24 protein-coding genes and 1 pseudogene are annotated in these 20,405 nt (G+C 71.8%); 12 read left to right on the plus strand and 13 right to left on the minus strand.

Features of this window, described 5'->3' with window-relative positions; all coding sequences use genetic code 11:
• Positions 1-66: 66 nt before the first annotated feature.
• Positions 67-534 (minus strand): MarR family winged helix-turn-helix transcriptional regulator, encoded by a 468-nt coding sequence (locus AB0H64_RS40940; protein WP_357636203.1) that lies wholly within the window; start codon positions 532-534, stop codon positions 67-69.
• Between the two features lie 28 nt (positions 535-562).
• Positions 563-1,444 carry an NmrA/HSCARG family protein gene (locus AB0H64_RS40945; protein WP_357636206.1) on the minus strand — a complete coding sequence of 294 codons (882 nt, stop codon included), beginning with the start codon at positions 1,442-1,444 and terminating at the stop codon, positions 563-565.
• A gap of 103 nt (positions 1,445-1,547) precedes the next feature.
• Between AB0H64_RS40945 and AB0H64_RS40950 the strand changes: the two genes are divergently transcribed.
• Entirely contained in the window at positions 1,548-2,027 is a 480-nt protein-coding gene (locus tag AB0H64_RS40950) for a MarR family transcriptional regulator (RefSeq protein ID WP_357636208.1), read from the plus strand.
• A gap of 118 nt (positions 2,028-2,145) precedes the next feature.
• Here the strand turns inward: AB0H64_RS40950 and AB0H64_RS40955 are convergent, their stop codons facing one another.
• Together AB0H64_RS40955 and AB0H64_RS40960 are read right to left on the minus strand one after the other, a co-directional pair.
• Positions 2,146-2,580, minus strand: coding sequence for an ester cyclase (locus tag AB0H64_RS40955; protein ID WP_357636211.1), 435 nt, complete (start codon positions 2,578-2,580; stop codon positions 2,146-2,148).
• A gap of 130 nt (positions 2,581-2,710) precedes the next feature.
• Entirely contained in the window at positions 2,711-3,610 is a 900-nt protein-coding gene (locus AB0H64_RS40960) for a LysR substrate-binding domain-containing protein (RefSeq protein WP_357636214.1), read from the minus strand.
• Between the two features lie 107 nt (positions 3,611-3,717).
• On the opposite strand from AB0H64_RS40960, the gene AB0H64_RS40965 reads away from it, so the two are divergent.
• Together AB0H64_RS40965 and AB0H64_RS40970 are read left to right on the plus strand one after the other, a co-directional pair.
• The gene (locus AB0H64_RS40965; protein WP_357636216.1) at positions 3,718-4,125 is read left to right on the plus strand and encodes a hypothetical protein; all 408 of its coding nucleotides are present in this window, start codon (positions 3,718-3,720) and stop codon (positions 4,123-4,125) included.
• Positions 4,118-5,725, plus strand: coding sequence for a multicopper oxidase family protein (locus AB0H64_RS40970; protein ID WP_357636219.1), 1,608 nt, complete (start codon positions 4,118-4,120; stop codon positions 5,723-5,725). The genes AB0H64_RS40965 and AB0H64_RS40970 overlap by 8 nt, the downstream gene beginning before the upstream one ends.
• A 70-nt stretch (positions 5,726-5,795) precedes the next feature.
• Here the strand turns inward: AB0H64_RS40970 and AB0H64_RS40975 are convergent, their stop codons facing one another.
• Together AB0H64_RS40975 and AB0H64_RS40980 are read right to left on the minus strand one after the other, a co-directional pair.
• Positions 5,796-6,233, minus strand: coding sequence for a hypothetical protein (locus AB0H64_RS40975; RefSeq protein WP_357636221.1), 438 nt, complete (start codon positions 6,231-6,233; stop codon positions 5,796-5,798).
• A 127-nt stretch (positions 6,234-6,360) separates the two neighbouring features.
• Positions 6,361-6,726: a DoxX family protein gene (locus AB0H64_RS40980; protein ID WP_357636224.1), complete on the minus strand. Its 366-nt coding sequence runs from the start codon at positions 6,724-6,726 to the stop codon at positions 6,361-6,363.
• 131 nt (positions 6,727-6,857) lie between these two features.
• Between AB0H64_RS40980 and AB0H64_RS40985 the strand changes: the two genes are divergently transcribed.
• Positions 6,858-7,298 carry a helix-turn-helix domain-containing protein gene (locus AB0H64_RS40985; RefSeq protein WP_357636226.1) on the plus strand — a complete coding sequence of 147 codons (441 nt, stop codon included), beginning with the start codon at positions 6,858-6,860 and terminating at the stop codon, positions 7,296-7,298.
• Here the strand turns inward: AB0H64_RS40985 and AB0H64_RS40990 are convergent.
• From AB0H64_RS40990 to AB0H64_RS41000, 3 genes are all read right to left on the minus strand, one after another.
• Positions 7,241-8,395 (minus strand): FAD-dependent oxidoreductase, encoded by a 1,155-nt coding sequence (locus AB0H64_RS40990; RefSeq protein WP_357636229.1) that lies wholly within the window; start codon positions 8,393-8,395, stop codon positions 7,241-7,243. The two genes, AB0H64_RS40985 and AB0H64_RS40990, sit on opposite strands and share 58 nt — an antisense overlap.
• Positions 8,396-8,449: 54 nt before the next feature.
• Entirely contained in the window at positions 8,450-9,322 is an 873-nt protein-coding gene (gene sigJ, locus AB0H64_RS40995; RefSeq protein ID WP_357636232.1) for an RNA polymerase sigma factor SigJ, read from the minus strand.
• A 134-nt stretch (positions 9,323-9,456) separates the two neighbouring features.
• On the minus strand, positions 9,457-10,512 hold the full coding sequence (locus AB0H64_RS41000) for an NADPH:quinone reductase (RefSeq protein WP_357636234.1): 1,056 nt from the start codon (positions 10,510-10,512) through the stop codon (positions 9,457-9,459).
• Between AB0H64_RS41000 and AB0H64_RS41005 the strand changes: the two genes are divergently transcribed.
• Positions 10,451-11,014, plus strand: a complete 564-nt coding sequence (locus AB0H64_RS41005) for an endonuclease/exonuclease/phosphatase family protein (RefSeq protein WP_357636236.1) — start codon at positions 10,451-10,453, stop codon at positions 11,012-11,014. The genes AB0H64_RS41000 and AB0H64_RS41005 overlap by 62 nt on opposite strands.
• A 342-nt stretch (positions 11,015-11,356) precedes the next feature.
• Here the strand turns inward: AB0H64_RS41005 and AB0H64_RS41010 are convergent, their stop codons facing one another.
• Complete coding sequence (locus AB0H64_RS41010) at positions 11,357-12,019, minus strand: tetratricopeptide repeat protein (RefSeq protein WP_357636238.1); 663 nt, start codon at positions 12,017-12,019, stop codon at positions 11,357-11,359.
• 212 nt (positions 12,020-12,231) lie between these two features.
• On the opposite strand from AB0H64_RS41010, the gene AB0H64_RS41015 reads away from it, so the two are divergent.
• Both AB0H64_RS41015 and AB0H64_RS41020 read left to right on the plus strand, forming a co-directional pair.
• Positions 12,232-12,804, plus strand: coding sequence for a helix-turn-helix domain-containing protein (locus AB0H64_RS41015; protein WP_357636240.1), 573 nt, complete (start codon positions 12,232-12,234; stop codon positions 12,802-12,804).
• Positions 12,801-14,081 carry an MFS transporter gene (locus AB0H64_RS41020; protein WP_357636242.1) on the plus strand — a complete coding sequence of 427 codons (1,281 nt, stop codon included), beginning with the start codon at positions 12,801-12,803 and terminating at the stop codon, positions 14,079-14,081. The genes AB0H64_RS41015 and AB0H64_RS41020 overlap by 4 nt, the downstream gene beginning before the upstream one ends.
• A 31-nt stretch (positions 14,082-14,112) precedes the next feature.
• Here the strand turns inward: AB0H64_RS41020 and AB0H64_RS41025 are convergent, their stop codons facing one another.
• Together AB0H64_RS41025 and AB0H64_RS41030 are read right to left on the minus strand one after the other, a co-directional pair.
• Positions 14,113-14,247, minus strand: a complete 135-nt coding sequence (locus tag AB0H64_RS41025; RefSeq protein WP_357636244.1) for a hypothetical protein — start codon at positions 14,245-14,247, stop codon at positions 14,113-14,115.
• 11 nt (positions 14,248-14,258) lie between these two features.
• Entirely contained in the window at positions 14,259-15,275 is a 1,017-nt protein-coding gene (locus AB0H64_RS41030) for a WYL domain-containing protein (protein ID WP_357636246.1), read from the minus strand.
• Between the two features lie 62 nt (positions 15,276-15,337).
• Between AB0H64_RS41030 and AB0H64_RS41035 the strand changes: the two genes are divergently transcribed.
• Positions 15,338-15,955 carry a DinB family protein gene (locus AB0H64_RS41035; protein ID WP_357636248.1) on the plus strand — a complete coding sequence of 206 codons (618 nt, stop codon included), beginning with the start codon at positions 15,338-15,340 and terminating at the stop codon, positions 15,953-15,955.
• A gap of 133 nt (positions 15,956-16,088) precedes the next feature.
• Positions 16,089-17,939 (plus strand): serine hydrolase domain-containing protein, encoded by a 1,851-nt coding sequence (locus AB0H64_RS41040; protein WP_357636250.1) that lies wholly within the window; start codon positions 16,089-16,091, stop codon positions 17,937-17,939.
• A gap of 5 nt (positions 17,940-17,944) precedes the next feature.
• Here AB0H64_RS41040 and AB0H64_RS41045 read toward each other — a convergent pair whose 3' ends face one another.
• A complete protein-coding gene (locus tag AB0H64_RS41045) occupies positions 17,945-18,709 on the minus strand; it encodes an SDR family oxidoreductase (RefSeq protein ID WP_357636252.1) in 765 nt (254 codons plus the stop codon).
• A gap of 141 nt (positions 18,710-18,850) precedes the next feature.
• On the opposite strand from AB0H64_RS41045, the gene AB0H64_RS41050 reads away from it, so the two are divergent.
• The 3 genes and pseudogenes from AB0H64_RS41050 to AB0H64_RS41060 all read left to right on the plus strand — a co-directional run.
• On the plus strand, positions 18,851-19,723 hold the full coding sequence (locus AB0H64_RS41050) for a helix-turn-helix transcriptional regulator (protein WP_357636260.1): 873 nt from the start codon (positions 18,851-18,853) through the stop codon (positions 19,721-19,723).
• A 90-nt stretch (positions 19,724-19,813) separates the two neighbouring features.
• Positions 19,814-20,011 carry a hypothetical protein gene (locus AB0H64_RS41055; protein WP_357636255.1) on the plus strand — a complete coding sequence of 66 codons (198 nt, stop codon included), beginning with the start codon at positions 19,814-19,816 and terminating at the stop codon, positions 20,009-20,011.
• 135 nt (positions 20,012-20,146) lie between these two features.
• Positions 20,147-20,353: pseudogene (locus AB0H64_RS41060) on the plus strand (transposase); the annotation flags it as partial.
• Positions 20,354-20,405 lie beyond the last annotated feature (52 nt).

A 20,405-nucleotide genomic window follows, 5' to 3' on the forward strand; every position in this document is an offset into this window, starting at 1 on the left:
CTTCGTGACGTACGCCACAGGCACGCCGGTTCCGGGGCTCACGCCGTGCGCAACCCGGAGGAGCTGTCACACATGGGGCGGGAGGTCACGGTGAGCCGCTGAGCCCGCCTCTGATGGCCGGCCGGCGCTCGTCGCCGTTTCGAGGGTGTGGGTTATGCGTTCCAGGACGCGGACGGCGGTGCGGTACTCGTCCGGCGAGATGCCGGTCATGGACAGCTCGCGGAACGCGTCGACGCGCTCGGCGACGCCGGCCAGACGCTGACGTCCACGTGCGGTGAGGGCGAGCCGGTCCGGTGCGGGACGGGCCGCCCAGCCATCGGTGAGCACGGCGTCGACGGCGGCCGTCAGCGTGTGGACGTCGGCGTTGGCGGCGAGGGCCGACAGGACGTCGGAGTCGGTGGTCTCGGGGGTGTCGTCGATCACGTTGAGGACCTGCCAGGCGATCCGGGTGAGGCCGAACTCCGACAGCATGTCGTTCATGGAGCGGGTGAGGGCCTGGTCGGTGCGGTTGAGCCAGTAGCCGATGGGCTTCATGGGGAGGTTCCTTCGCGAACGGGTGATGTCAGGGCTTCGCGGGCGCGGGCCGCAGCAGCGCGGGCCAGTCCTGGCGGGCGGCCCAGTCGCTGAAGCTGTGCCAGCCGACCTCGGGGTGGTCGCGTCGCAGCTTGGCGACGTCGACGTCGAGACCGGAGGTCGTGAAGTACTCGAACATGGCCGCCAGGTCCTCGGATCGGGTCCGGACGTAGCGCAGCGGCACCTCCTGGTGGGCGATCGGGCGGCCGATGGCGGCTGCGAGGATGTCCGCGATCTGCTGTGGGGTGCACTCGTCGGAGGCGATGTCGATACGGCGGCCGGCGAACTCGTCGCGGCGCTGGAGAGCCGACGCGGCGAATGCGCCGATGTCGACGGCGGGGATGAGGGTGAGTGGCCGGTCGGCGGGCATGGGCCAGGCGAAGGTGCCGTCGCGCAGCCCGTCGAGGGTCCAGCCGCCGGCGTAGTTGTCCATGAACGCCGCCGGGGCGATCACCGTCCACGGCAGGCCGGCTCCGCGCAGGTACTGCTCGATCATGTGCTTGCTCTCGTAGTGCGGGACGCCGGTGCCGCGGTCGGCGTGGGCGACGGAGGTGAGCACGACGTGTCCGAGGCGGGCGGCTGCCGCGGCGTCGACGAGTGCCCTGCCCTGCCGGGTCTCGGCGTCGGTGTCGGCGCCGAACGGGGTGGTGACCGCGAAGAGCGAATCGGCGCCGGCCAGGGCCGAGTCGAGGGACGCGCGGTCGTCGAAGTCGGCATGGCGCACGTCGGCTCCGAGGCCCCGCAGAGCGTCGGCGGCGGGTGAGTCCGGGCGGCGGGTGAGGGCTCGGACCCGGTGGCCGGCGGCCAGCAGGGCGCGGGCGGTGGCTCCGCCCTGCGCGCCGGTGGCTCCGGTGACGGCGATGGTGAGCATGGTTCTCCACGGGATAGAATTAACTGCGCAGCACATTAACTGCGCCACGCAGCAGAATAGGACCAGTTCACTGCGTCACGCAACTATTTGGGGTGTGATCCACATGACGGACCAGCGCCGGACCCGGCTGTACGAGGAGCTGTCGATGGAGTCCCGCCGCTACCTGGCGGCGTACGTCCTGTTCAACCAGGCCGTCGCCGATCACCTCGGTCTGCACCCGACCGACGTGCAGTGTCTGAGCCTGCTGACGGCCGAGCCCGGACCACTCACCGTCAAGCAGGTCGCCGACATGACGGGCCTCACCACCGGCTCGGCCACCCGCCTGGTGGACCGGCTCGAAAGAGGGGGTTACGTGGTCCGCGCGCCCGACCAGGAGGACCGCCGCCGGGTGCTGGTCACCCCGGTGCCGGACCGCCTCGCCCGCGTCACCGCGCTGTGGGACGACCTCGGACAGACCTGGCAGACGCTTCTCGACGACCACACCGAGGACGAGCTCGAGGTGATCACCCGGCACATGCGACGGGCGAACGTTCTCAGCCAGGCCCAGATGCGACGCCTGCGGTCCATGCCGAAGCCGGCCTGACCCTGGCGACCGAGTCGGACGGCACCTGCTCGGCCGGCTCCAGCGCATCCAACGCCGCCCCCAGCGCCGGACCGGTCGGCTCCGGGCCGGACAGTCCGCCGCGCGGTGGGCGGAGGCCCTACGCCCGGACGAGCCCGAGTTGCCGCAGCTGTGAGTAGACGTCGACGACTCCCCAGAGGTCGGTGATCCGGCCGTCGGCGAAGCGGGCGATGAAGATCTCGTTGTAGGTGACGGACCTGCCGGTCGGGGGCATGCCTCGGTATTCACCGGAGTTGGTCCCGGTGACCGTCTGCCGAGCGACGATCTTGTCTCCGTCGGCGAGCAGGTCCTCGACCGTCACGTGAATGTCAGGGAACGCGCGCAGGAGGACCTCCCATATGCGCTTCTGTGCCTGCACCGCGGTCATGTCCGTCAGCTCCGCCGTGTGAAACCGCGCGTCCGGGTGGATGAACTCGTCGACCGCCTTCGCGATGACCTCCAGATCGCCGCTGTTGACGGCCTCGTGGAAGCGGTGGTACGTCTCCTTGTTGCGTGCTTCCTGAGCTGTCGACATGTCGTCTCTCCTTGGATCGGGATGATGGGGTCCTGGGATGCGCCCCCTCCGAGAAGTACGACACCACAGCACCGCGAAATGTGAGGCGACGCGCCAACCTCACAGCTCACGGGCCGGCTCGCGACCGAGTTCAGCGGCTCTCCCGGGGTTCGCCGGCGAGCCAGTCCCAGCCGGTGATCGTGGTGCGCATCAGGCGGGCGGCGGCCGACAGGTGGTTGCCGGCGCCCCAGTGCAGGGTGACGCTGCGGCGGCAGTCGGGGCTGTCGACGGCGATCCAGGCGGCGGGAGCGCGCATGGCGCTGCGGCGGGCGAAGGCGGGCACGAGACCGATGCCGAGTCCTGCGCTGATCAGCTCCGCGATGGCGGCGGGCTCGTCGCTCTCGCAGATGATCTTCGGTGTGAGGCCTCGTGCGGCGAAGACCCGGTCGAGCAGCCGGCGTATCCAGTGTCCCCTGCGGGCGGTGATGAAGGGCTGGCCGGCGAGTTCGTCGACGCTCACGGACGTACGGCCCGCGAACGGGTGATCGAGTGGCACGCCCACCCCCACAGCCTCGTCGAACAGCAGCGCCGACTCCAGGCCCTCGGCGTGGACCGGCTGCGAGGCGACACACAGGTCGACGTCCTGGGCCCGCAGGCGGCGGGCCATGTCCTCGGCCAGGGACCAGTGGAGCTCGATCTCGACGGAGGGATGGGCCCGCTTGTAGGCCGCCAGCGGCCCGGCGAGGGTGAGGAAGGTCTCCGACGCCAGCCTCACAGTGCCCAGGCCCTCGCTGGTGGCCTCGGCGACGGCGCGCCGTCCGGCCTCCAGCTCGCCGAGGGAGCGTTCGACGTGATCACGGAAGAGCTTGCCCGCGTCGTTGAGCCGGAGCCGGCCGCTGCGGTCGAACAGCGGTGCGCCCAGCTCTCTCTCCAGCCGGGCGATGCTCCGGCTCAGCGACGGCTGGGCGATGCGAAGCTCGTCGGCCGCCCGGCTGAGGTGCTCCAGTCGCGCCACCACCATGAACTGCCTGAGCGTGTTCAGGTCCATCATGACTCCCGAGACATAACAGCATAGCAATATTGCTCTTAGACAAGATAACTCCACAGTCATACTGTCGGGTCGTTCACGAATCGAGAACGGAGTGAGGAGGAAGCCCCATGCTCACCGTGGCCGCACCCCGGACCACACCCACGGGATGGATGCTGCGGACCGTCGTCAGCGCGCACGTCATGGCGATCGCCGGTCAGCCGGTGTTCGCCGGGGTGTATCTGACCGGCGACTACGCCGGTTTGAGCTTGCATGCGGCCGGTGCCGACGTCGTCACCTCCATCGGGTACCTGCAGGCGATCGTCGGGATCGCGGTCTGGGTCCGGCTGCGCCAGGTCTGGCCGTTCCTCGCCACGATGGCGGTGGTGGCGGCCGAGACGGTGCAGTACTTCGCCGGACTCAACGGCGCGCTGTGGCTGCACCTCCCATTGGGGGTGACGACCGTCGTCGCGGTCGTGGTGCAGTTCATCGACGTATGGCGCCGGCCTCTCCTGCGTGAGGAGGCCCGGAGTGCGTGACAGCCGTGGCGTGACCAGACGGCGGGCGCTGGGCATCGGCGGGGCGCTCGGGTTGACGGCGGCCATCGGGCTGTCGGCCTCGGCCGCGCTGGCCCGACGGCCGGCGACCACCGGTGCCGAGCTGCGCAGCGCCGTGCCGCTACCGCCGCCCTTCCAGCTGCCGTTGCCGATTCCCGCCGTGCTGAAGCCGGTCGGCGCCTCGGGCGGCGCCGACCGTTACGAGATCACCCAGCGCGAGGCGAGCGCGGAGATCCTGCCCGGTGTGAAGACGCCGCTGTGGACGTATGAGGGCACTTTCCCCGGGCCGACGATCGAGTCGCGCCGCGGGCGGCCGATCACCGTGACGCACCGCAACGAGCTGCCCGTCCCGACGGTCGTGCACCTGCACGGCGGACGGACCCCGGCGGCCTCCGACGGTTACCCGACGGACCTCGTCCTGCCCGAAGGCTGGCACGACGCCCCCATGCGCATGGAACACGGCTCCGGGCACGGCTCCGAGGACGACATGCGCGATCCGCGGGCGGCGGTGACCAGGCTGACGCGGGACTACACCTTCCCGCTGGACCAGCGGCCGACGCTGCTGTGGTACCACGACCACCGGATGGACTTCACCGCCCCCGCGATCTGGCGCGGCCTGGCCGGGTTGCACCTCGTGCGCGACGACGCCGAGGAGGCGCTCGGTCTGCCCGCCGGGCCGCGCGAGCTGCCCCTCATGATCGCCGACCGCGCGTTCGCCGCCGACGGCAGCCTCGCCTACCCCGCCCTCGACCCCACTCTGCGCGTACGGCCCGGCGTCCGCGAGCCGTACCTGGCCGGGGTCCTCGGCGACGTCATCCTGGTCAACGGCGCGCCGTGGCCCGTGCACGAGGTCGACGCGGCCCGCCACCGGCTGCGCGTCCTGAACGCCTCCAACGCCCGCCACTACGAACTCGAGGCCGTCACCGACGACGGGCGCCGGCTCGACCTCGTCCAGATCGGCGCCGACCAGGGACTCCTCGCCGCGCCGGTCACCCACCGGCTACTGCCGATCGCACCCGCGGAGCGCCACGACGTGGTCGTCGACTTCTCCGGCGTCCCGGTCGGCGGCCTCGTCAGGGTGGTCAACCGGCTCGGCTCCGGCCGTACCCGCGACGTGATGGCCTTCCGGGTCGCGCGCAAGGCCGCCGACGACAGCCGCGTCCCCCGCATCCTGTCCACCGACCTGCCGGCCTGGCGGCGCTCGGACGCCGTCAGGGTGCGCGAGTTCTCCTTCCGCGCCGGGCAGATGAACGCGGGCCACGGCTGGCTCATCGGCGGCCTGCCGTTCGACCCCGCCCGGACCGACGTCACCGCCCGGCTCGGCGACGTCGAGGTCTGGCGGCTCATCGCCGACGTCCACCACCCCGTCCACCTGCACCTGGTCGGCTTCCGGGTGCTCTCACGCAGCGGCCGGCCCCCGCTGCCCCACGACGCGGGCCTCAAGGACACCGTCTCACTACGGCCCGGCGAGGCCGTGGAGATCATCACCCGTTTCGACGGCTACCGCGGCCGCTACCTCTTCCACTGCCACAACGCCGAGCACGAGGACATGGGCATGATGGCCAACCTCGAGATCATCTAGGAGCATCACCTTCGGCGTGCGGTCATGCACGGCGGCGCGGAAGGTGATCAGGTCGTCGCCTCGAAGCGAGTCAGGGCGACCAGTACTTGGTGAGCAGCTTCTCCAGATGCTGCACCACCGGCTTCCAGGTGGCGGGTGGCGTGTAACGGCTGGCCCGGCGGCCCTTGTAGGTGAGCGTGTACCTGAGGAAGTCGGCCCCCTGCGGCCGCGGCTCCGACGTGCCGACCTTCAGCTTCTTCAGATAGCCCCGCAGCCGGCGCAGCTCCTTGCCGGTCACACACGCGTTCACGGTGGGACCGGTGCGGCGGCTGAACTGGCCGCACCCGTCGGTGAACATCCGCACCCGGTTGTCGAGCCCCGCGAAACCGCCCTGCTCGCGGAAGTCGACCAGCGTCCTGCGCTGCGCCTCCACCCGCTCGCGCACGTCCGCTTGCGCCTGTCGTCCGTCCGCGTGCGCGGCCGGGGCTCCCGAGGCCCCCACGGCCAGGGCGAGCACCGGAGTAAGCATGATCCGCCACATCTTCATGCTTACTCTGACGTACCAGAACGGCGAATGGCTCAACCGACGGCCGAGTTCCGTGTGAACGTGGCCGCCCGCCGGACGGACAACGTGCCTTCGGCGCCGGGCGGACGGTTCAGAGCCGGCCGGTGCCGAGCCAGGCCGTCGCCGCGGCGGCTGCCAGCAGGGCGATGTTGAGTCCGATCTGCCGGGCCTCGCCGCGGCTCAGGTGGACCGCGATGCCGCCGACCTGGATCAGGACGAGGCCGATCGCCGCGGCGACGGCGAGCCAGGGCGCGATCCCGGTGAGCGGCGGCAGGACGAGGCCGGCCGCGCCGAGGACTTCCAGGACTCCGATCAGGCGGACGAGCGGCATGGGAACGGTGTCGACCCAGCCCATCATCGGCTGGAGCCGCTCCTGGCTCTGGACGATCTTCTTGCCTCCGGCGTAGAGGTAGAAGACGGCCAGGAGGGCCGCGACGATCCAATAGACGATCTCCATGAGGGACACCTCGGGGGTTGGTGACGTGGCGCTGGCGACGATGGTTACCAGTCGTAAGTAGCCTCATGATGCGTCACTATTGAAAGCCTTACAAAAGGCACATGCATGTGCGTTACAGACAGAGGACTGTCGTGTCGGAGTACGAGCACACCTGCATGATCAGAGGAGACGGAGGACGGACGATCCGCGCCATCCTCGATCGCATCTGCAACAAGTGGACGTTGCTGATCGTGGCGACCCTCGATCAGGGACGCCTGCGCTTCACCGACCTGCACCAGCAGGTTCCTGGGATCTCCCAGCGCATGCTGACCCTGACGCTGCGGAACCTGGAACGCGACGGCCTGGTCTCCCGGACGGTGCACGCAGAGGTCCCGCCCCGGGTCGAATACGAACTGACCCCCACCGGCAAGAGCCTCATTCCCCCCGCGCTGGCCCTCGCCGGCTGGGCCATCGAGCACGTCCCGCACATCGAGGCCAGCCGGGAGGCCTACCAGACCCGAGACCAACGGCCCGATCAGGCGGCGGGGGCGGCCTTCTCCTCGTCGAGAGGGAAGAAGGGCAGCTCCAGGTAGACGCGGTCGGCGGCGGCGAGGATCTGCGAGGCGTCGTCGACCGGCGGGTGGATGTGCTGGTTGATCCGCTTCTTGATGTCCGCGCCGTCGGCGCCCGAGGCCATCACCCTGCGGTCCCAGCCCCGGGTGAAGATCGCACCGGCGCCGCCCAGGTCCAGGCAGGTGACGTACGGGCCGGGGGTGAACTCGCGCGGCGGCATGCCGAGCAGGTCGGCCGCCGCGTTGTACCCGGCGACCTTGCCGAGCGGGGTGGCGTGCTGGCAGGCCTGCATGACCGTGTGCTCGGCGTCGAACGCCGCCGCGGCCGTGTCCCCGGCGACGAACACCTCGGGAAGGGCGCGCAGCCACTGGTCCACCGGCACGCGGCCGAGGTGGTCGAGCTCGTCGGAGATCTGCCGGGTGAGCTCGCTGGCCCTGATCCCCGCGGACCAGACGACCGCGTCCGCCTCGACCCTGGTGCCGTCGGACAGGACGGCGTATCCCTCGCCGACCTCCGTCACCGTCGTGCCGAGGCGGCGGTCGACGCCCACCTCGCCCAGCGCCGCCTCGATCGCCTCGCGCGGGCCCGGTCCGAGCTGGTCTCCGACCACCTCCGACCGGTCCACCAGCAGCACCCGGCCCCTCGCGGCCAGCGCGGTCGCGGCCTCCAGGCCGACGAACCCGGCGCCGACGACCACGGCGGAGCAGTCCTCCCGCTCGCGCAGATGGTCGGTGAGCCGCCGGGCCCCGTCCAGGGTGTCGATGTCGAAGAGCCGCTCGGCGCCGGGCAGGCCCTCGGGATGAACGAGCTCGCTGCCCGCCGCCAGCACGAGGCGGTCATAGCCGATCTCCTCACCGTCGGCCACCACCACGCGGCGGCCGGTGTCGATCGTGCTCACCGAGGCCCGCAGGTGCTCGACGCCGATCGGTTCGAGGATCCTGCCGAGCTCCACCTTGGCCAGGTCCGGCTCCGGCTCGTACAGGCGGGGCCGCAGCACCAGGTGCTCGTTCGGCGCGATGAGCGTGATGCGCAGGTCCGCCTCGCCGCGGGCCAGCGCCGCTCCCGCCGCGCTCCACACGCCCGCGAAACCGCCTCCGATGATCACAACGTGTGCCACTGTCTCGTCCTTCCTTCACCTGGGATGGTTCGGCAGGGAGACAAGACAGCGGGTTCAGATGTGACCGAGGTGAGCGAACTTCTCCGGATTGGCCAGTCTCCTGAACACCGTGATGCGCCCGTCGGCGATCTCCACGGTGTCGAGCCAGACCAGCTCGCCACCGCTGTAGGTCGCCAGCGCCGGGTGCCCGTTCACCTCGATGACCTGGAACGCGTCCGGGCGCCTGAGCTCGATCTGCCTGACCGCCAGCAGGGCGACGCGCTCCGCGCCCCGGACCGGCCTGCGCGCGGCGGTCACCTTGCCGCCGCCGTCGGCGATGTAGACGGCCTCGGGGTGCAGCAGCTCGACGAGCCCGGCCAGGTCGCCCGCGTCGGCGGCCGCCTTGAACGCCTTGAGCACGCGTTCGGTCTCGGCCCTGGACGGCCGGGGCGGCTCCTCGGCCGCGGCGACCCGCGCCCGTGCGCGGGAGGCGAGCTTGCGGCTCGCGGCGGGCGTGCCGCCGAGCACCTCGGCGATCCGGCCGAACGGGAAGTCGAAGACGTCGTGCAGCACCAGCGCGACGCGTTCGGCGGGGGTGAGCCGCTCCATGACCACCAGCATCGCGGTGCTCACCGACTCGTCCAGGAGCACCCGGGCGGCGGCGTCGGGCCCGGTCAGCAGCGGTTCGGGCAGCCAGGGGCCGACGTAGGACTCGCGCCGGACCCGCGCCGACTTGAGCACGTTGTACGACGTCCGGGCGGACAGGGTCACCAGCCAGGCCCGCAGATCCCGCACCTCGGACAGGTCGGCGGCGGCGGCGCGCAACCAGACGTCCTGCGTCACGTCCTCGGCCTCGGCCACGGTGCCAAGGATCCGGTAGGCCGCCCCGAAGACCGCGGCGCGATGCGATTCCCAGTCGGCCTCCGCCAGCGTGCCGCTCAGCTCCACCCCGTGCCTCCCGCCCTCCCTCGGATCAGTGGTCGACCTCCGATCCTAGGCAGATCCCTGCCGCTCCCTTCCTGATGATCATCAGGAAGTGATTTTCCGCGTGTGCTACCGCTCTGCCCGCCCCACCGGCGGCGTCACGCCGTGACGTCCACCAGGACCTTGCCGACCGCGCCGCCCTCCACCGCCCGGTGCGCGTCGGCGGTGCGGTCGAGCGGAAAGCGGACCAGCGGCAGGCCGTGCTCCTCGCCGACCGGCAGCGCGCCGTCGCGGACGGCGGCGGCGACGTCCTCGACGGCCGCGGCGCGCGCCTCCTGACCAGCCGTGTAGAGCACCAGGAACTGGAAGCGCGTGTTCAGCACCATGTTCCGCACCACGTCCAGTTCGACCGGGTTGCCACCGTCGTTGGCGTAGGTCGAGATCGTGCCGCGCGTCCGCAGGACGGCGAGGTCCAGTGCGAGGTTCGCGCCCAGCGCCACCTCGGCGACGATGTCGACGCCGTCCGGGGCGATCTCGCGGATCTCGGCGGCCGGGTCGCCCCGGCGATAGTTGATCACGTGGTGGGCCCCGGCGGCGGTGGCCAGCCGGGCTTTCTCCGGGCCGCTGACCGTGGTGATCACGGTGGCGCCGGCCCATCGGGCGAGCTGGATCACCGCGTGCCCGACCGCCCCGGCCCCGCCCGCGGCGAGCACCACTCTGCCGTCGAGCGCCCCGGGCCGCAGCCGGCGCGGCCCGTCCTCGGCGACGGTGAGCGCGCGGTGCGCGGTCAGCGCGGGGACGCCGAGTGAGGCGCCGACGTCGAAACCGGCCTCGTCGGGCAGCGGCACGGCGAGATCGGCGGGCACGACGGTGAACTCGGCGGCGGTACCGGTGGGCCGCCCGGCAGCGGCCATGAACAGCCAGACCCGCTGACCGACCCGGCTCCGGTCGACACCCTCACCGACGGCGTCGATCGTGCCGGCGCCGTCGAGGTGCGGGGTGACCTCGGAGAAGTGCTTGGGGTGGCCGGCGCCGGAGCGCGCCTGCCAGTCGGCCGGGTTGACCCCGGACACGGCGACCCGGACGCGAACCTCGCCGGGGCCGGGCGCGGGCAGGTCACGCTCGACGAGCTGGAGAACGTCGGGGTCGCCGTTGTCGCGTCTGAAGGCGGACGGGTGGCCCGAAGGTGACAGCTTCGCCCGCTTCGCCACCATCCGGGAGACGACCTGCAACGGTGAGCCGTTCGGCATCGCCCTCTTCAGCCGGCGACAGCTCGACACCGCCCAGAAATACGACCTGCCGGAAGATCAGCGAGGTGGGGTGCACAAACTCCTCTGCGCCCCACTGGCCGCCCGGCCGCATCTGCGGTTCTGCACCACGCACATCACCGGCTCGGAGGCGGTGATCGGCGGGAGCAACATCAAGGAGCAGCAACTGGCGGCGGTGCGGGGCCACCTCCAGGAGCTCCACAACAATGGCGACACCGTGCTCATCGCCGGCGACTTCAACGCACGACCGGACGATGTGCGGCTCAACAGCTGGTACTCGTCAAGTCTCAACGTGCCGAACAACAGCGGCAACACCGGTGCGTACCGGGAGCTTGACGACCAGGACCCGGTATGCGTCGGCATCGGCGAGACCACGGTCAATGAGGTCAACGGCGACGGCGAGCCGATCGAAACCAAGCCCCCCCCTGCGACCAGCGCCCCAAGATAGACCTGCTCTTCGTCCGGGAGAGCGCCATCGCCGGCCCGTACACCGGTGACGCGCTGGGGAACGGCACGGCCTGCGACGGACCGTGTTCCGACCACCGCGTGACGATCGGCACGGTCCCGGTCCGCATCCCGCTCTGACGGCAGACCCGCGCCTGGCCCTCACCGGGGGCCCAACTGCCCGCGACCGGCCGGGCCAGGCGCCGGCCTGTGTCGTGAGCTCCGTGGAAGACCACCCTGGCCGCAGCACCTGCCGATCAACGAGCAATCCGCCATGGAGACCCCGCTCGGGTTCGCGCAAGTCCCCGCCGCTTCCATCGCCGCACCCGCCCGCCGCCGTACCGGTCTAGATCGCCGTTCTCGCCTGCTCGATCTGCCGCACGATGGCATGGGCACCATGCGCCTGTGCGATGGCGTACGCCTCGTCGAGTGTCGCGAGCGCGTCCGCCCGGCGGTCCTGGGCGGCGGCGATGTAGGCCAGCCCGACCATGTTGGCGGCCACGCCCGGCAGGGCCCCGACCTCCCGGAACAGCCGCGACGACTCCTCCAGCCGCTCGCGCGCCTCATCCAGCCGACCGGCCATGTGTGCCGCGATGCCCAAGTGCCGCAGAGCCTCGGACTGGGTCGGCTTGTCGCCGACCTGCGCCGCCAGCCGGCAGGACTGCTCCAGTTCCGGAACCGCGGTCTCGTTGTCACGCCGGATGACCTGATGCAAGCAGCCGATCCAGAACAACGCCTCGGCCTCGCCGCGCGCGTCGCCCAGCGCCCGGTACAGCTCGATCGCGCGCTGGAACAACGGCAGTTCAGCCGGGTCCTCGACGGGTGACGAGCCGGCGCCGGCGCGCTCGTCGAGAAACCGCGCATGCAGGATCCGCCCACGGGCCAACGCGACATCGGCCTCCACCGCGTCCAGGCCCCGTTCGGCCTCGGTCAGCACGCCGGCGTCGCCGCTGAACACTGCCTGTTCATAGAGCGTCCTGGCCCGTTCGATCCGGTCTTCGGCGCTCATCGCCGCCCCCGCCCTGGCATCGCCACTACGCGCTGGATCGGCAGTAGAGTACTCCGGCCCACGATCGCCATGTGGACGTCCCGGAGATCAGGCGCCTGCTCGCCGCCGCTCCTCGACGTGCGTACCCGCCCGGTCACACCGAACGCCGCTGGGAGCCGGTATATGTACAAGAGTCGTTGTGCAATGATTCTTGTACATCTACGCTCCTCGCTGTGCCCGACGACAACCATGCGATCACCGACTCCCGGGTCCTGGCGGCCATGGCGCACCCCGTGCGCCGTCGCCTCCTCGACCTGCTGAAACTCAACGGCCCCTGCACCGCCAGCACCCTGTCCGAACAGACCGGGGAAGCGGTCGGCAACGTCAGCCACCACCTGCGCGCCCTGGCAGCCGCCGGACTGATCGAGGAGGCGCCGGAGCTGGCCCGCGACCGGCGCGAACGCTGGTGGCGCCGGACCACTCCCACGCTCTGCTGGTCCTCCACCGACTTCGCCGACGACGCCGCGGGTGAGGCGGTGGCGCGGGCCGTCGAATCGCTCAACCTGGAGCGGCAGACCGGCCACGTGCGCCGCTGGGCGGACCAGCCCCAGTCCGAGCAGGAACGCTGGCCGCTCGGGCCGTTCTCGGCCGAGGCCTGGATCCGTGTCACCGACGAAGAGCTGGCCGAATACGCCGCCGAGCTCAAAGCCGTGATGAACAGGTGGGCGGAGCGCGAGCTGCCGGACGACGGCCGGGAACGCGGCACCGTCTTCACCTTCGCCCGCGCGGTTCCGGGCCGGCCGTGACGATCACCGAGAAGACCCGGTTCGGGCTGCTGCGCCGGCGCGACTTCCGGCTGCTGTGGGTCGGGGAAAGCGTCAGCAGCCTGGGCAGCTCCGTCACCGGCGTCGCGCTGCCCCTGGTCGCGGTGACCGTGCTGGACGCGCCGCCGTTGGCGGTGGGTGTGCTGGCGGCGGCCGCCTGGCTGCCCTGGCTGCTCATCGGCCTGCCGGCGGGTGTCTGGGTGGACCGCCTCCCCCGCCGCCACGTGATGCTGGCCGCCGACTGGGCGTCGCTGGCGGCCTTCCTCAGCGTTCCGATCGCCGCCGCCCTCGGCCGGCTGACGATCGGCCAGCTGATCGTGGTCGCGCTGGCCGCGGGGACCGCCAAGGTGTTCTTCGCGACCGCCTACCGCGCGTACCTGCCGTTCCTGGTGGACGGGCCGGACCTGCTGGAGGCCAACGCCAAGCTCCAGGGCAGCGAGCAGGTGGCGAACCTGGCCGGCCCCGGCCTCGCCGGGCTGCTCGCCCAGCTCTTCTCGGCCGTCAGCGGCCTGATCGCCGACGCCGCCAGCTTCGCCGTCTCCGCCATCTGCCTCCTGCGCATCGAACGCCGCGAGACCCCCGTCCGCAGGCCCCGCCGGCGCCTGCGCGCCGAGATCCGCGACGGCCTGCTCCTGGTCGCCCGCGATCCGCTGCTCCGCGGCAACACGTTGTACGGCTGCGCGGCCAACCTGGCCCTGACCGGTTACACGTCGTTGACCGTGCTCTTCCTGGTCGACGACGTCGGGATGGGCGCGGGCCAGACCGGCCTGCTGATCGCGGCCACCAGCCTGGGCGGCATCGTGGGCGCCATGGTCGCGCGCCCGATGGCGGCGCGGTTCGGCAGCGCGCGGGCCGTCCTGCTCGGCAAAGCCGGCCTGGCCCCCACCGGCCTGCTGATCCCGCTGGCGGATCGCGGCGCCGGGCTGGCGCTGTTCGTCCTGGGTGGCGTGATGATCGTCGCGGGGGTCGTGGCGGGCAACGTGGTCTTCTCCGGTTTCGTCCAGACGTACGTGCCGGGCGAGCTGATGGGGCGGGTGACGTCCAGCGTGCAGATGGTCAACTTCGGCGCGATGCCGCTGGGCGGCGTCCTGGCCGGGGCACTGGCCGGTGCGCTCGGGGTGCGCACAGCGCTGTGGGTGATGCTGATCGGGTTCGCGCTGAGCGGCCTGATCCTGCTCGCAAGCCCTCTGCGCCACCTGCGCGACCTGCCCTCCGGCCGGCTGGACACCGCGGGCCGCGAGGACCTCCTGGGCGTGTGAGCCCGGGCCCCGAGTCAGCCGGGCCACCCCGTCAGAGGGTTTCCGCCACGAGGTCGAGGTACTCGATGATCCGGACCGTGTCCGCTGACCGCCCTGGTGCCGCGAGGGCCGTTGTGGCGCGGCCGGCGAGGCGCGGGGCCGGGGGCCCGCTGTTCGTGACGCTCATCGGAGGGATGATCACCCGGCGGAGCCGGGGATGCAAGCCCGCCCGGTCGCCGCGTCGGCGTAGCGGCGGGCCAGGTGGGCGAAGGCGTCCTTGAGCTCGGGCGGGCCGACGACCTCGATGTCGGCGTCGTACCTGCCGATGGCGGCGGCCAGGCCGGGCCAGGACCACGAGCCGAGGACGAGCCGGCAGCGGTTCGGGCCGAGCTCCTCGACGACGCCGTCGCGGGTGTGGCGGGACACTTCGGCGGCGGGCAGGTGGAGGATCACCTCGCCGCGGCAGGGCCAGTCGCCGGAGCCGTCGGAGCCCCGGAACCGGGCGGCCACGAAGGCGGCCACCTCGCCTCCGGGCAGCTCGCGCGGGGTGAAGCGGGGACCGGTAGGGGTGCGCGGGGCGATCCGGTCGGCGCGGAAGGTGCGCCAGTCCTCGCGGTCGAGGTCCCAGGCGACGAGGTACCAGCGCCCGCCCCAGGTGACGAGATGATGCGGCTGCACCCGGCGCGCCGGGGCCGGCACGCCGTTGCCGTCCGGCCCCGGCGGGGACGCGGGGGCGTAGTCGAAGCGCAGCACCTCGCGGGCGTGGACGGCGGCGCCGAGTGCCGTGAGCACGCCGCTGTCGGCCTGTGCGTCCGGCCGGACCGCGGGCCGCTCGACCGCGGTGACCTGGAGGGTGTCGATCCGGCGGCGCAGCCGTGCCGGCATGACCTGCCGGACGGTGTTCAGCGCCCGCGCCGCGGCTTCCTCGATGCCGGCACCGGTGGTGGTGGCGATCTGGAGCGCGATGGCCAGGGCGACGGCCTGCTCGTCGTCGAACAGCAACGGGGGCAGCTCCGTTCCGGCGTCGAGCCGGTACCCGCCGTCCGGCCCCTTGAAGGCCACGATGGGATAGCCGAGCTCACGCAGGCGGTCGACGTCACGGCGTACGGTGCGTGGGCTGATGTCCAGCCGCTCGGCCAGCAGCGCCCCCGGCCAGTCGCGGCGCGCCTGGAGCAGCGAGAGCAGCGCCAGGAGTCGCGCTGAGGTCTTCGGCATGATGCCCATGTTGCCCTGAGAAGCGGCCACTCCCTGGCCTCTTCACCTGTGACTGTGGTCGCGTGCCAGTCAACGACAACAACCTGAAGGGCCCGAACGACGTGACCGCCACCACCACGCCCCCGTCCGCTCTCGACGCCGAGCGGGCCGACCTGCTCGCCGCCCTGGCGGCCGCGCGCGCCGCCCTCGTCCACACCGTCCGCGGGCTCGGCGACGAGCAGCTCGGCGAGCGGCCGACGGTCAGCGAGCTGTGCCTGGGCGGGCTGATCAAGCACGTCGCGTCCATGGAGGAAGGGTGGATGCGGTTCGTGGTCGAGGGCCCGTCGGGGATGCGCTTCGACCTGCCCGAGGGCGTCACCTGGGCCGACCTCGCGGCCGGTACCGCACGCGAGGTCCCGCAGTGGGCGATCGACCACCAGAACGACCTCCGGATGCTGCCCGGCGAGACGTCGGCCGGGATCCTCGCGCGTTACGAGCGGGTCGCCGCCCGCAGCGAGGAGATCATCGCCGCCGTCCCCGACCTGTCGGCGACGCACCCGATGCCGGAGGCCCCCTGGAACGAGCCGGGAGCGGTGCGCAGCGTGCGCCGGGTGCTGATGCACGTCATCGCCGAGACCGCCCAGCACGCCGGTCACGCCGACATCCTGCGCGAGACGCTCGACGGTCAGAGATCCAGCTGAGCGGCGCCGCCCTGCGGGGATTGCCGGCCGGCAGGAGCGGGCCGCGCTCCAGTCACTCTGACGTGCCGCCGCGAGCCCCTCGGCGATCTGCCATGATGCAACCGCACATGGTGATCATCGAGGAGTTTCGCCCATGGACCGGAGACGTTTTCTCGCCCTGACCGGCGCCGCCGCGGTAGGCGCCGGTCTGGCCACTGTGGACCTCGGCTCCGCGGCGCAGGCCGCCGGTTACCCGGTCGCCGACGGCGGCGTCCCCGCCGAGGCGCACACGAAGACGGGCGAGCTGGCGCCGTACGGCATCACGGCGTTCGCGTTCACGCCGGCCAACGGCTGGGTGGTCGTCACCCAGGACGGCCGTTACTTCGCCCGCGGCATCCCGGACGCCTGCTTCGCCGAGCTCGGCCGGATGATCGGCAACGGCACGAAGATCCACTGCGTGGCGTTCCCGCCCGAGGGCGGCGACAGGTGGGTCATCACCGGCGACAAGGGGATGTCCGCCCGAGGGCTCCCCGACGAGTGTCACCAGCGCCTCACCGCCTGCTACGACGCCGGACTCCAGGTCGTCGACGTCGCCTTCCCGCCCGCGGGCGGCAACCGCTGGGTGGTGGCCGACACCAAGGGCCACTACGCCCGGGGCATCGACGACGAGTGCTACCAGATGATGCGCAACCTCACGCAGGGCGGGCGCCGCGTGACCCGCGTCGCCTTCCCCAAGGCGGGCGGGTGGGTGGTGGTCGCGCAGGACGAGTTCCACGCGCGCGGCATCGACGACGCCTGCTTCCAGCAGCTGAACGACCTCGCCGGGAACGGCTGGCAGCTGCACAACCTGGCCTTCTCCCCCACCGGCGGCTGGTCGGTGAGCTCGCGTGGCAAGGTGCCGGTGCTGCCCGCGGACCGGGTCCGCCAGGTCGAGAACGCGGTGGGCGGCGCGACCATCTGGCAGCGGATGAGCGCGTGGAAGACGCCCGGAGTGGCGATCGCGGTGGTGGTCGGCAACAAGATCGCCTGGTCCACCGGGTACGGCTGGCTGGAGGCGGGCAGCGGCGCCGCCGCCCATCCCGAGACCGCGTTCCAGGCCGCCTCGATCAGCAAGGCCGTGGCCTCCGTCGGCGTCATGCGGCTCATGCAGACGCTCAAGCGGCCCCTGACCAGCGACATCCGCCCCTACCTGGGATGGACCCTGCCGCGCCGCTCGTGCGTCCCGGCGACCGGGGTGCCGACGGTCGACCGCGTACTGACGCATCGGGCCGGTGTCATCGGGCGCGGCTCCACCTCCCCGGCGGGGGTGTGCTCCGGCTTCGACGCCGGCGGGGGCGGGTTCGCCGGGTACGGCCCCGGCGCGACCGTCCCGTCCCTGCTCCAGGTCATGAACGGCGAGGGCAACTCGCCGGCGATCGAGCTCACCACCGCCCCCGGGGCCGGGTTCCACTACTCCGGCGCGGGCTTCGTGCTGCTCCAGCGGATGGTGGAGCAGCAGAGCGGCCTGCCGCTGGCGCAGTACATGGACAAGGAGGTGTTCGCGCCGCTCGGCATGAAGACCAGCTCGTACGCGCTGTCGCCCGGGTTCGAGCTGGCCGCCGGGCACACCGCCGCCGGCGCGGTGATCCCCGGCAGGCGCAACCGCTACCCCGAGTCGGCCGCCGCGGGCCTCTACACGAACGTTCTCGACCTGTGCCGTCTCGTGTCCTACCTCAACCGGGCGTGGACCGCCTCCGGCGACATCGCCGGCCCGCTCAGCAGGGCCTCCGTGCGCACGCTGCTCAGCGCGGGGCCCGAGCCCACCATGGGCCGGGGGTTCTTCATCGCCGGCGCCGGCACGAAGAGCTTCTCCTACACCCACGACGGCTCCAACTACGGCTTCAAGTCCGTCGTCAAGGGCTATCCGGAGCTCGGCGCCGGCTACGCCGTCCTGGCCAACGGCAACAACATGAGCCTGGTCAACGAGATCGCCTCGGCCATCAGATCGGTCTACGGCTGGGCCTGACCGGTTCAGGGCTGCTTGGCCGGCATCACGATGATCTCGGGGAGGTTGACGTGGCGTGGCCGGCCGACGGTGAAGGCGATGATCTGCGCCACGTCCTCGGGGGCGAGCGGGTCGATCCGCGTCTTCATGTCCTCGGCCCAGGCGGTCCCCAGCTCGGAGCCGGACAGCAGCTCGGTGACGACCATCCCCGGCTGGACGTCGGTGACCCGCACGTTGTGCGGCGCGAGCTCCAGCCTGAGGTGCCTGGACAGGTGGGTGACGGCCGCCTTCGTGGCCGCGTACACGGCGGTGCCGAACTCCACCCGGCTCGCCGCGACGGACGAGACGTTGACGAGGTCGGCGGCGCCGCCGGCGGACGCGGCTTCGAGCAGGTCCGGCAGCAAGGCACGGGAGAGGCGGAGCAGTCCGGTGAGGTTCAGCTCGATCTGGCGCTCCCCCTCGTCCACCGGGCCGTCCGTCAGCGTGCCGGGCGACAGGATTCCCGCCGCGTTCACCACCAGGTCCACGCCGCCCAGCTCCCTGGCGGCCAGCCGGGCGCCGGCCTCGATCGCGTCCGGCTCGGCTCCGGCCAGGTCGAGGGGGATCGGCACGGCCCGGCCGCCCGCGTTCTCGATCTCCTCGCGCAGGGCGTCGAGCCGGTCCCGGCGGCGGGCGACCAGGGCGACCCGCGCGCCCTGCGCCGCCAGCAGCGTGGCGGTGGCGGCTCCGATGCCGGACGAGGCCCCGGTCACGACCGCGCGCCGACCGGCGAGGGGGGACAGAACAGTCATTGCTTTACTCCAGTGCTCGACATCTCCTGTGTTCGGCACAATGCTCCGGCCTCCGTACGGGGACAGCCAGGACCTTGGTGAGGGTGGTACTGGCAGGGTCAGGGCAACCCGAGTGAAATGTCCGATACTGGGGGCGTGGACATGGATCGAGAGTTGGGCGGGTTCCTCCGCTCGCGCCGGGCACGCGTGCGGCCCGAGGACGCCGGGCTTCCCATCTACGGGGAGCGCCGCAGGGTCGCGGGCCTTCGCCGCGAGGAGGTGGCCCTGCTCGCCGGGGTGAGTGTGCCGTACTACGTGCGCCTGGAGCAGGGGCGTGCCACCAACGTCTCCGACGAGATCCTCGACGCGATCGCCCGCGCGTTGCGGCTGGACGAGGCCGAGCAGGCTCACCTGCGCAACGTGGCCCGCCCGGTGCGCCGGCCCCGTACGGTGCGAAGGCCGTCGCAGCGTGTGCGGCCCACGATCCAGCGGCTCCTCGACGCGCACGGGTGTCCCGCGTTCCTCATCGGCCGCCGCAGCGAGCTGCTGGCCGCCAACCGTCTGGCCGCCCTGCTCCTGTTCGGCGACCGCGGTACGGCGGAGGAGGGTCTCAACTGCGCGCGCCTGGTGTTCCTCGACGACGCCGTGCGAGCCCTGTACCTCAACTGGGAGGACAAGGCACGCGAGACGGTGGCCTTCCTGCGGCTCGACGCCGGCCGCCACCCCGACGACCAGGAGCTCGCCACGCTGATCGGCGAGCTGTCGATGCGCAGCTCCGACTTCCGCCGCCTGTGGGCGGAGCACGACGTCAGGGAACGCTCGAACGGCAGGGTCCACCTGGATCACCCGCTCGTCGGCGAGCTCGTCCTGGACTACGAGAGCCTGCGGGTCGGCGACGATCCCGACCAGGTGCTGGTGACCTACCTGGCGGAGCCGGACTCGCCCAGCGACGCGGCACTCCGCTTCCTGGCCAGCTGGCACGGCGAGCACCCGGCACCATCGGAGAGCCCGGTGACGAGGTCGGCTGGGAGCTGAGGGGTTCCTCGCCGAAGGTGCTGTACGTCGACGAGGGTCCTGACCTCAGCCGGGGTCGCCGCAGCGGCTGTTTCATACGATGATCGCTGCATGTCCTCCCGCGCGTCCGCCACGCTGGCGGGCTTGGTCCTGGCCGTCCTGGTCGCCGGGTGCTCCGATCCGGCCGCCGACCGGGTGTCGCTCGTCAGCGCGCCCCAGCCAACGGCATCCCCGCAACAGCCGTCGTCCACGGTGCACCTGCCGCAGCCGTCGTCCATCAGGTCGAAGGCAGGGGACCGCTCCCTTTAGGGAGCGGGGGAATGCCGAGCGGGAAGGCGCTCCAGCGCCTGAGTGTGCCTTAAGTCGCAGGCTCGTGCGGGTTCCGGCGAATACTGGGTGTTCTGAGAACTCGATGGTCATACTGATCGTGTGTCTGGTCAGGTGTCATACGTGGCCAACCAGTTCAAGGGCTGTACCTCCCACCACCTGCGGGCCGAGTTTGCGCACCTGCCCTCCCGGCTGCCGACCTTGTGGTCGCGCTCGTACTTTGTGGCGAGTGTGGGCGCAGTCGGCGCGGCCACGGTCCAGCGCTACATCCAGACCCAGTACGAGCGCGCCCCCAAGGCCAAGAGCGGGGGCGAGGATGCGTAGGTCGTTCAAGTTCCTGCTGCGGCCGACCCGGCACCAGGAGATCACGCTGACG

The sequence above is a fragment of the Nonomuraea sp. NPDC050733 genome (assembly GCF_040654215.1).
GTDB lineage: Bacteria > Actinomycetota > Actinomycetes > Streptosporangiales > Streptosporangiaceae > Nonomuraea.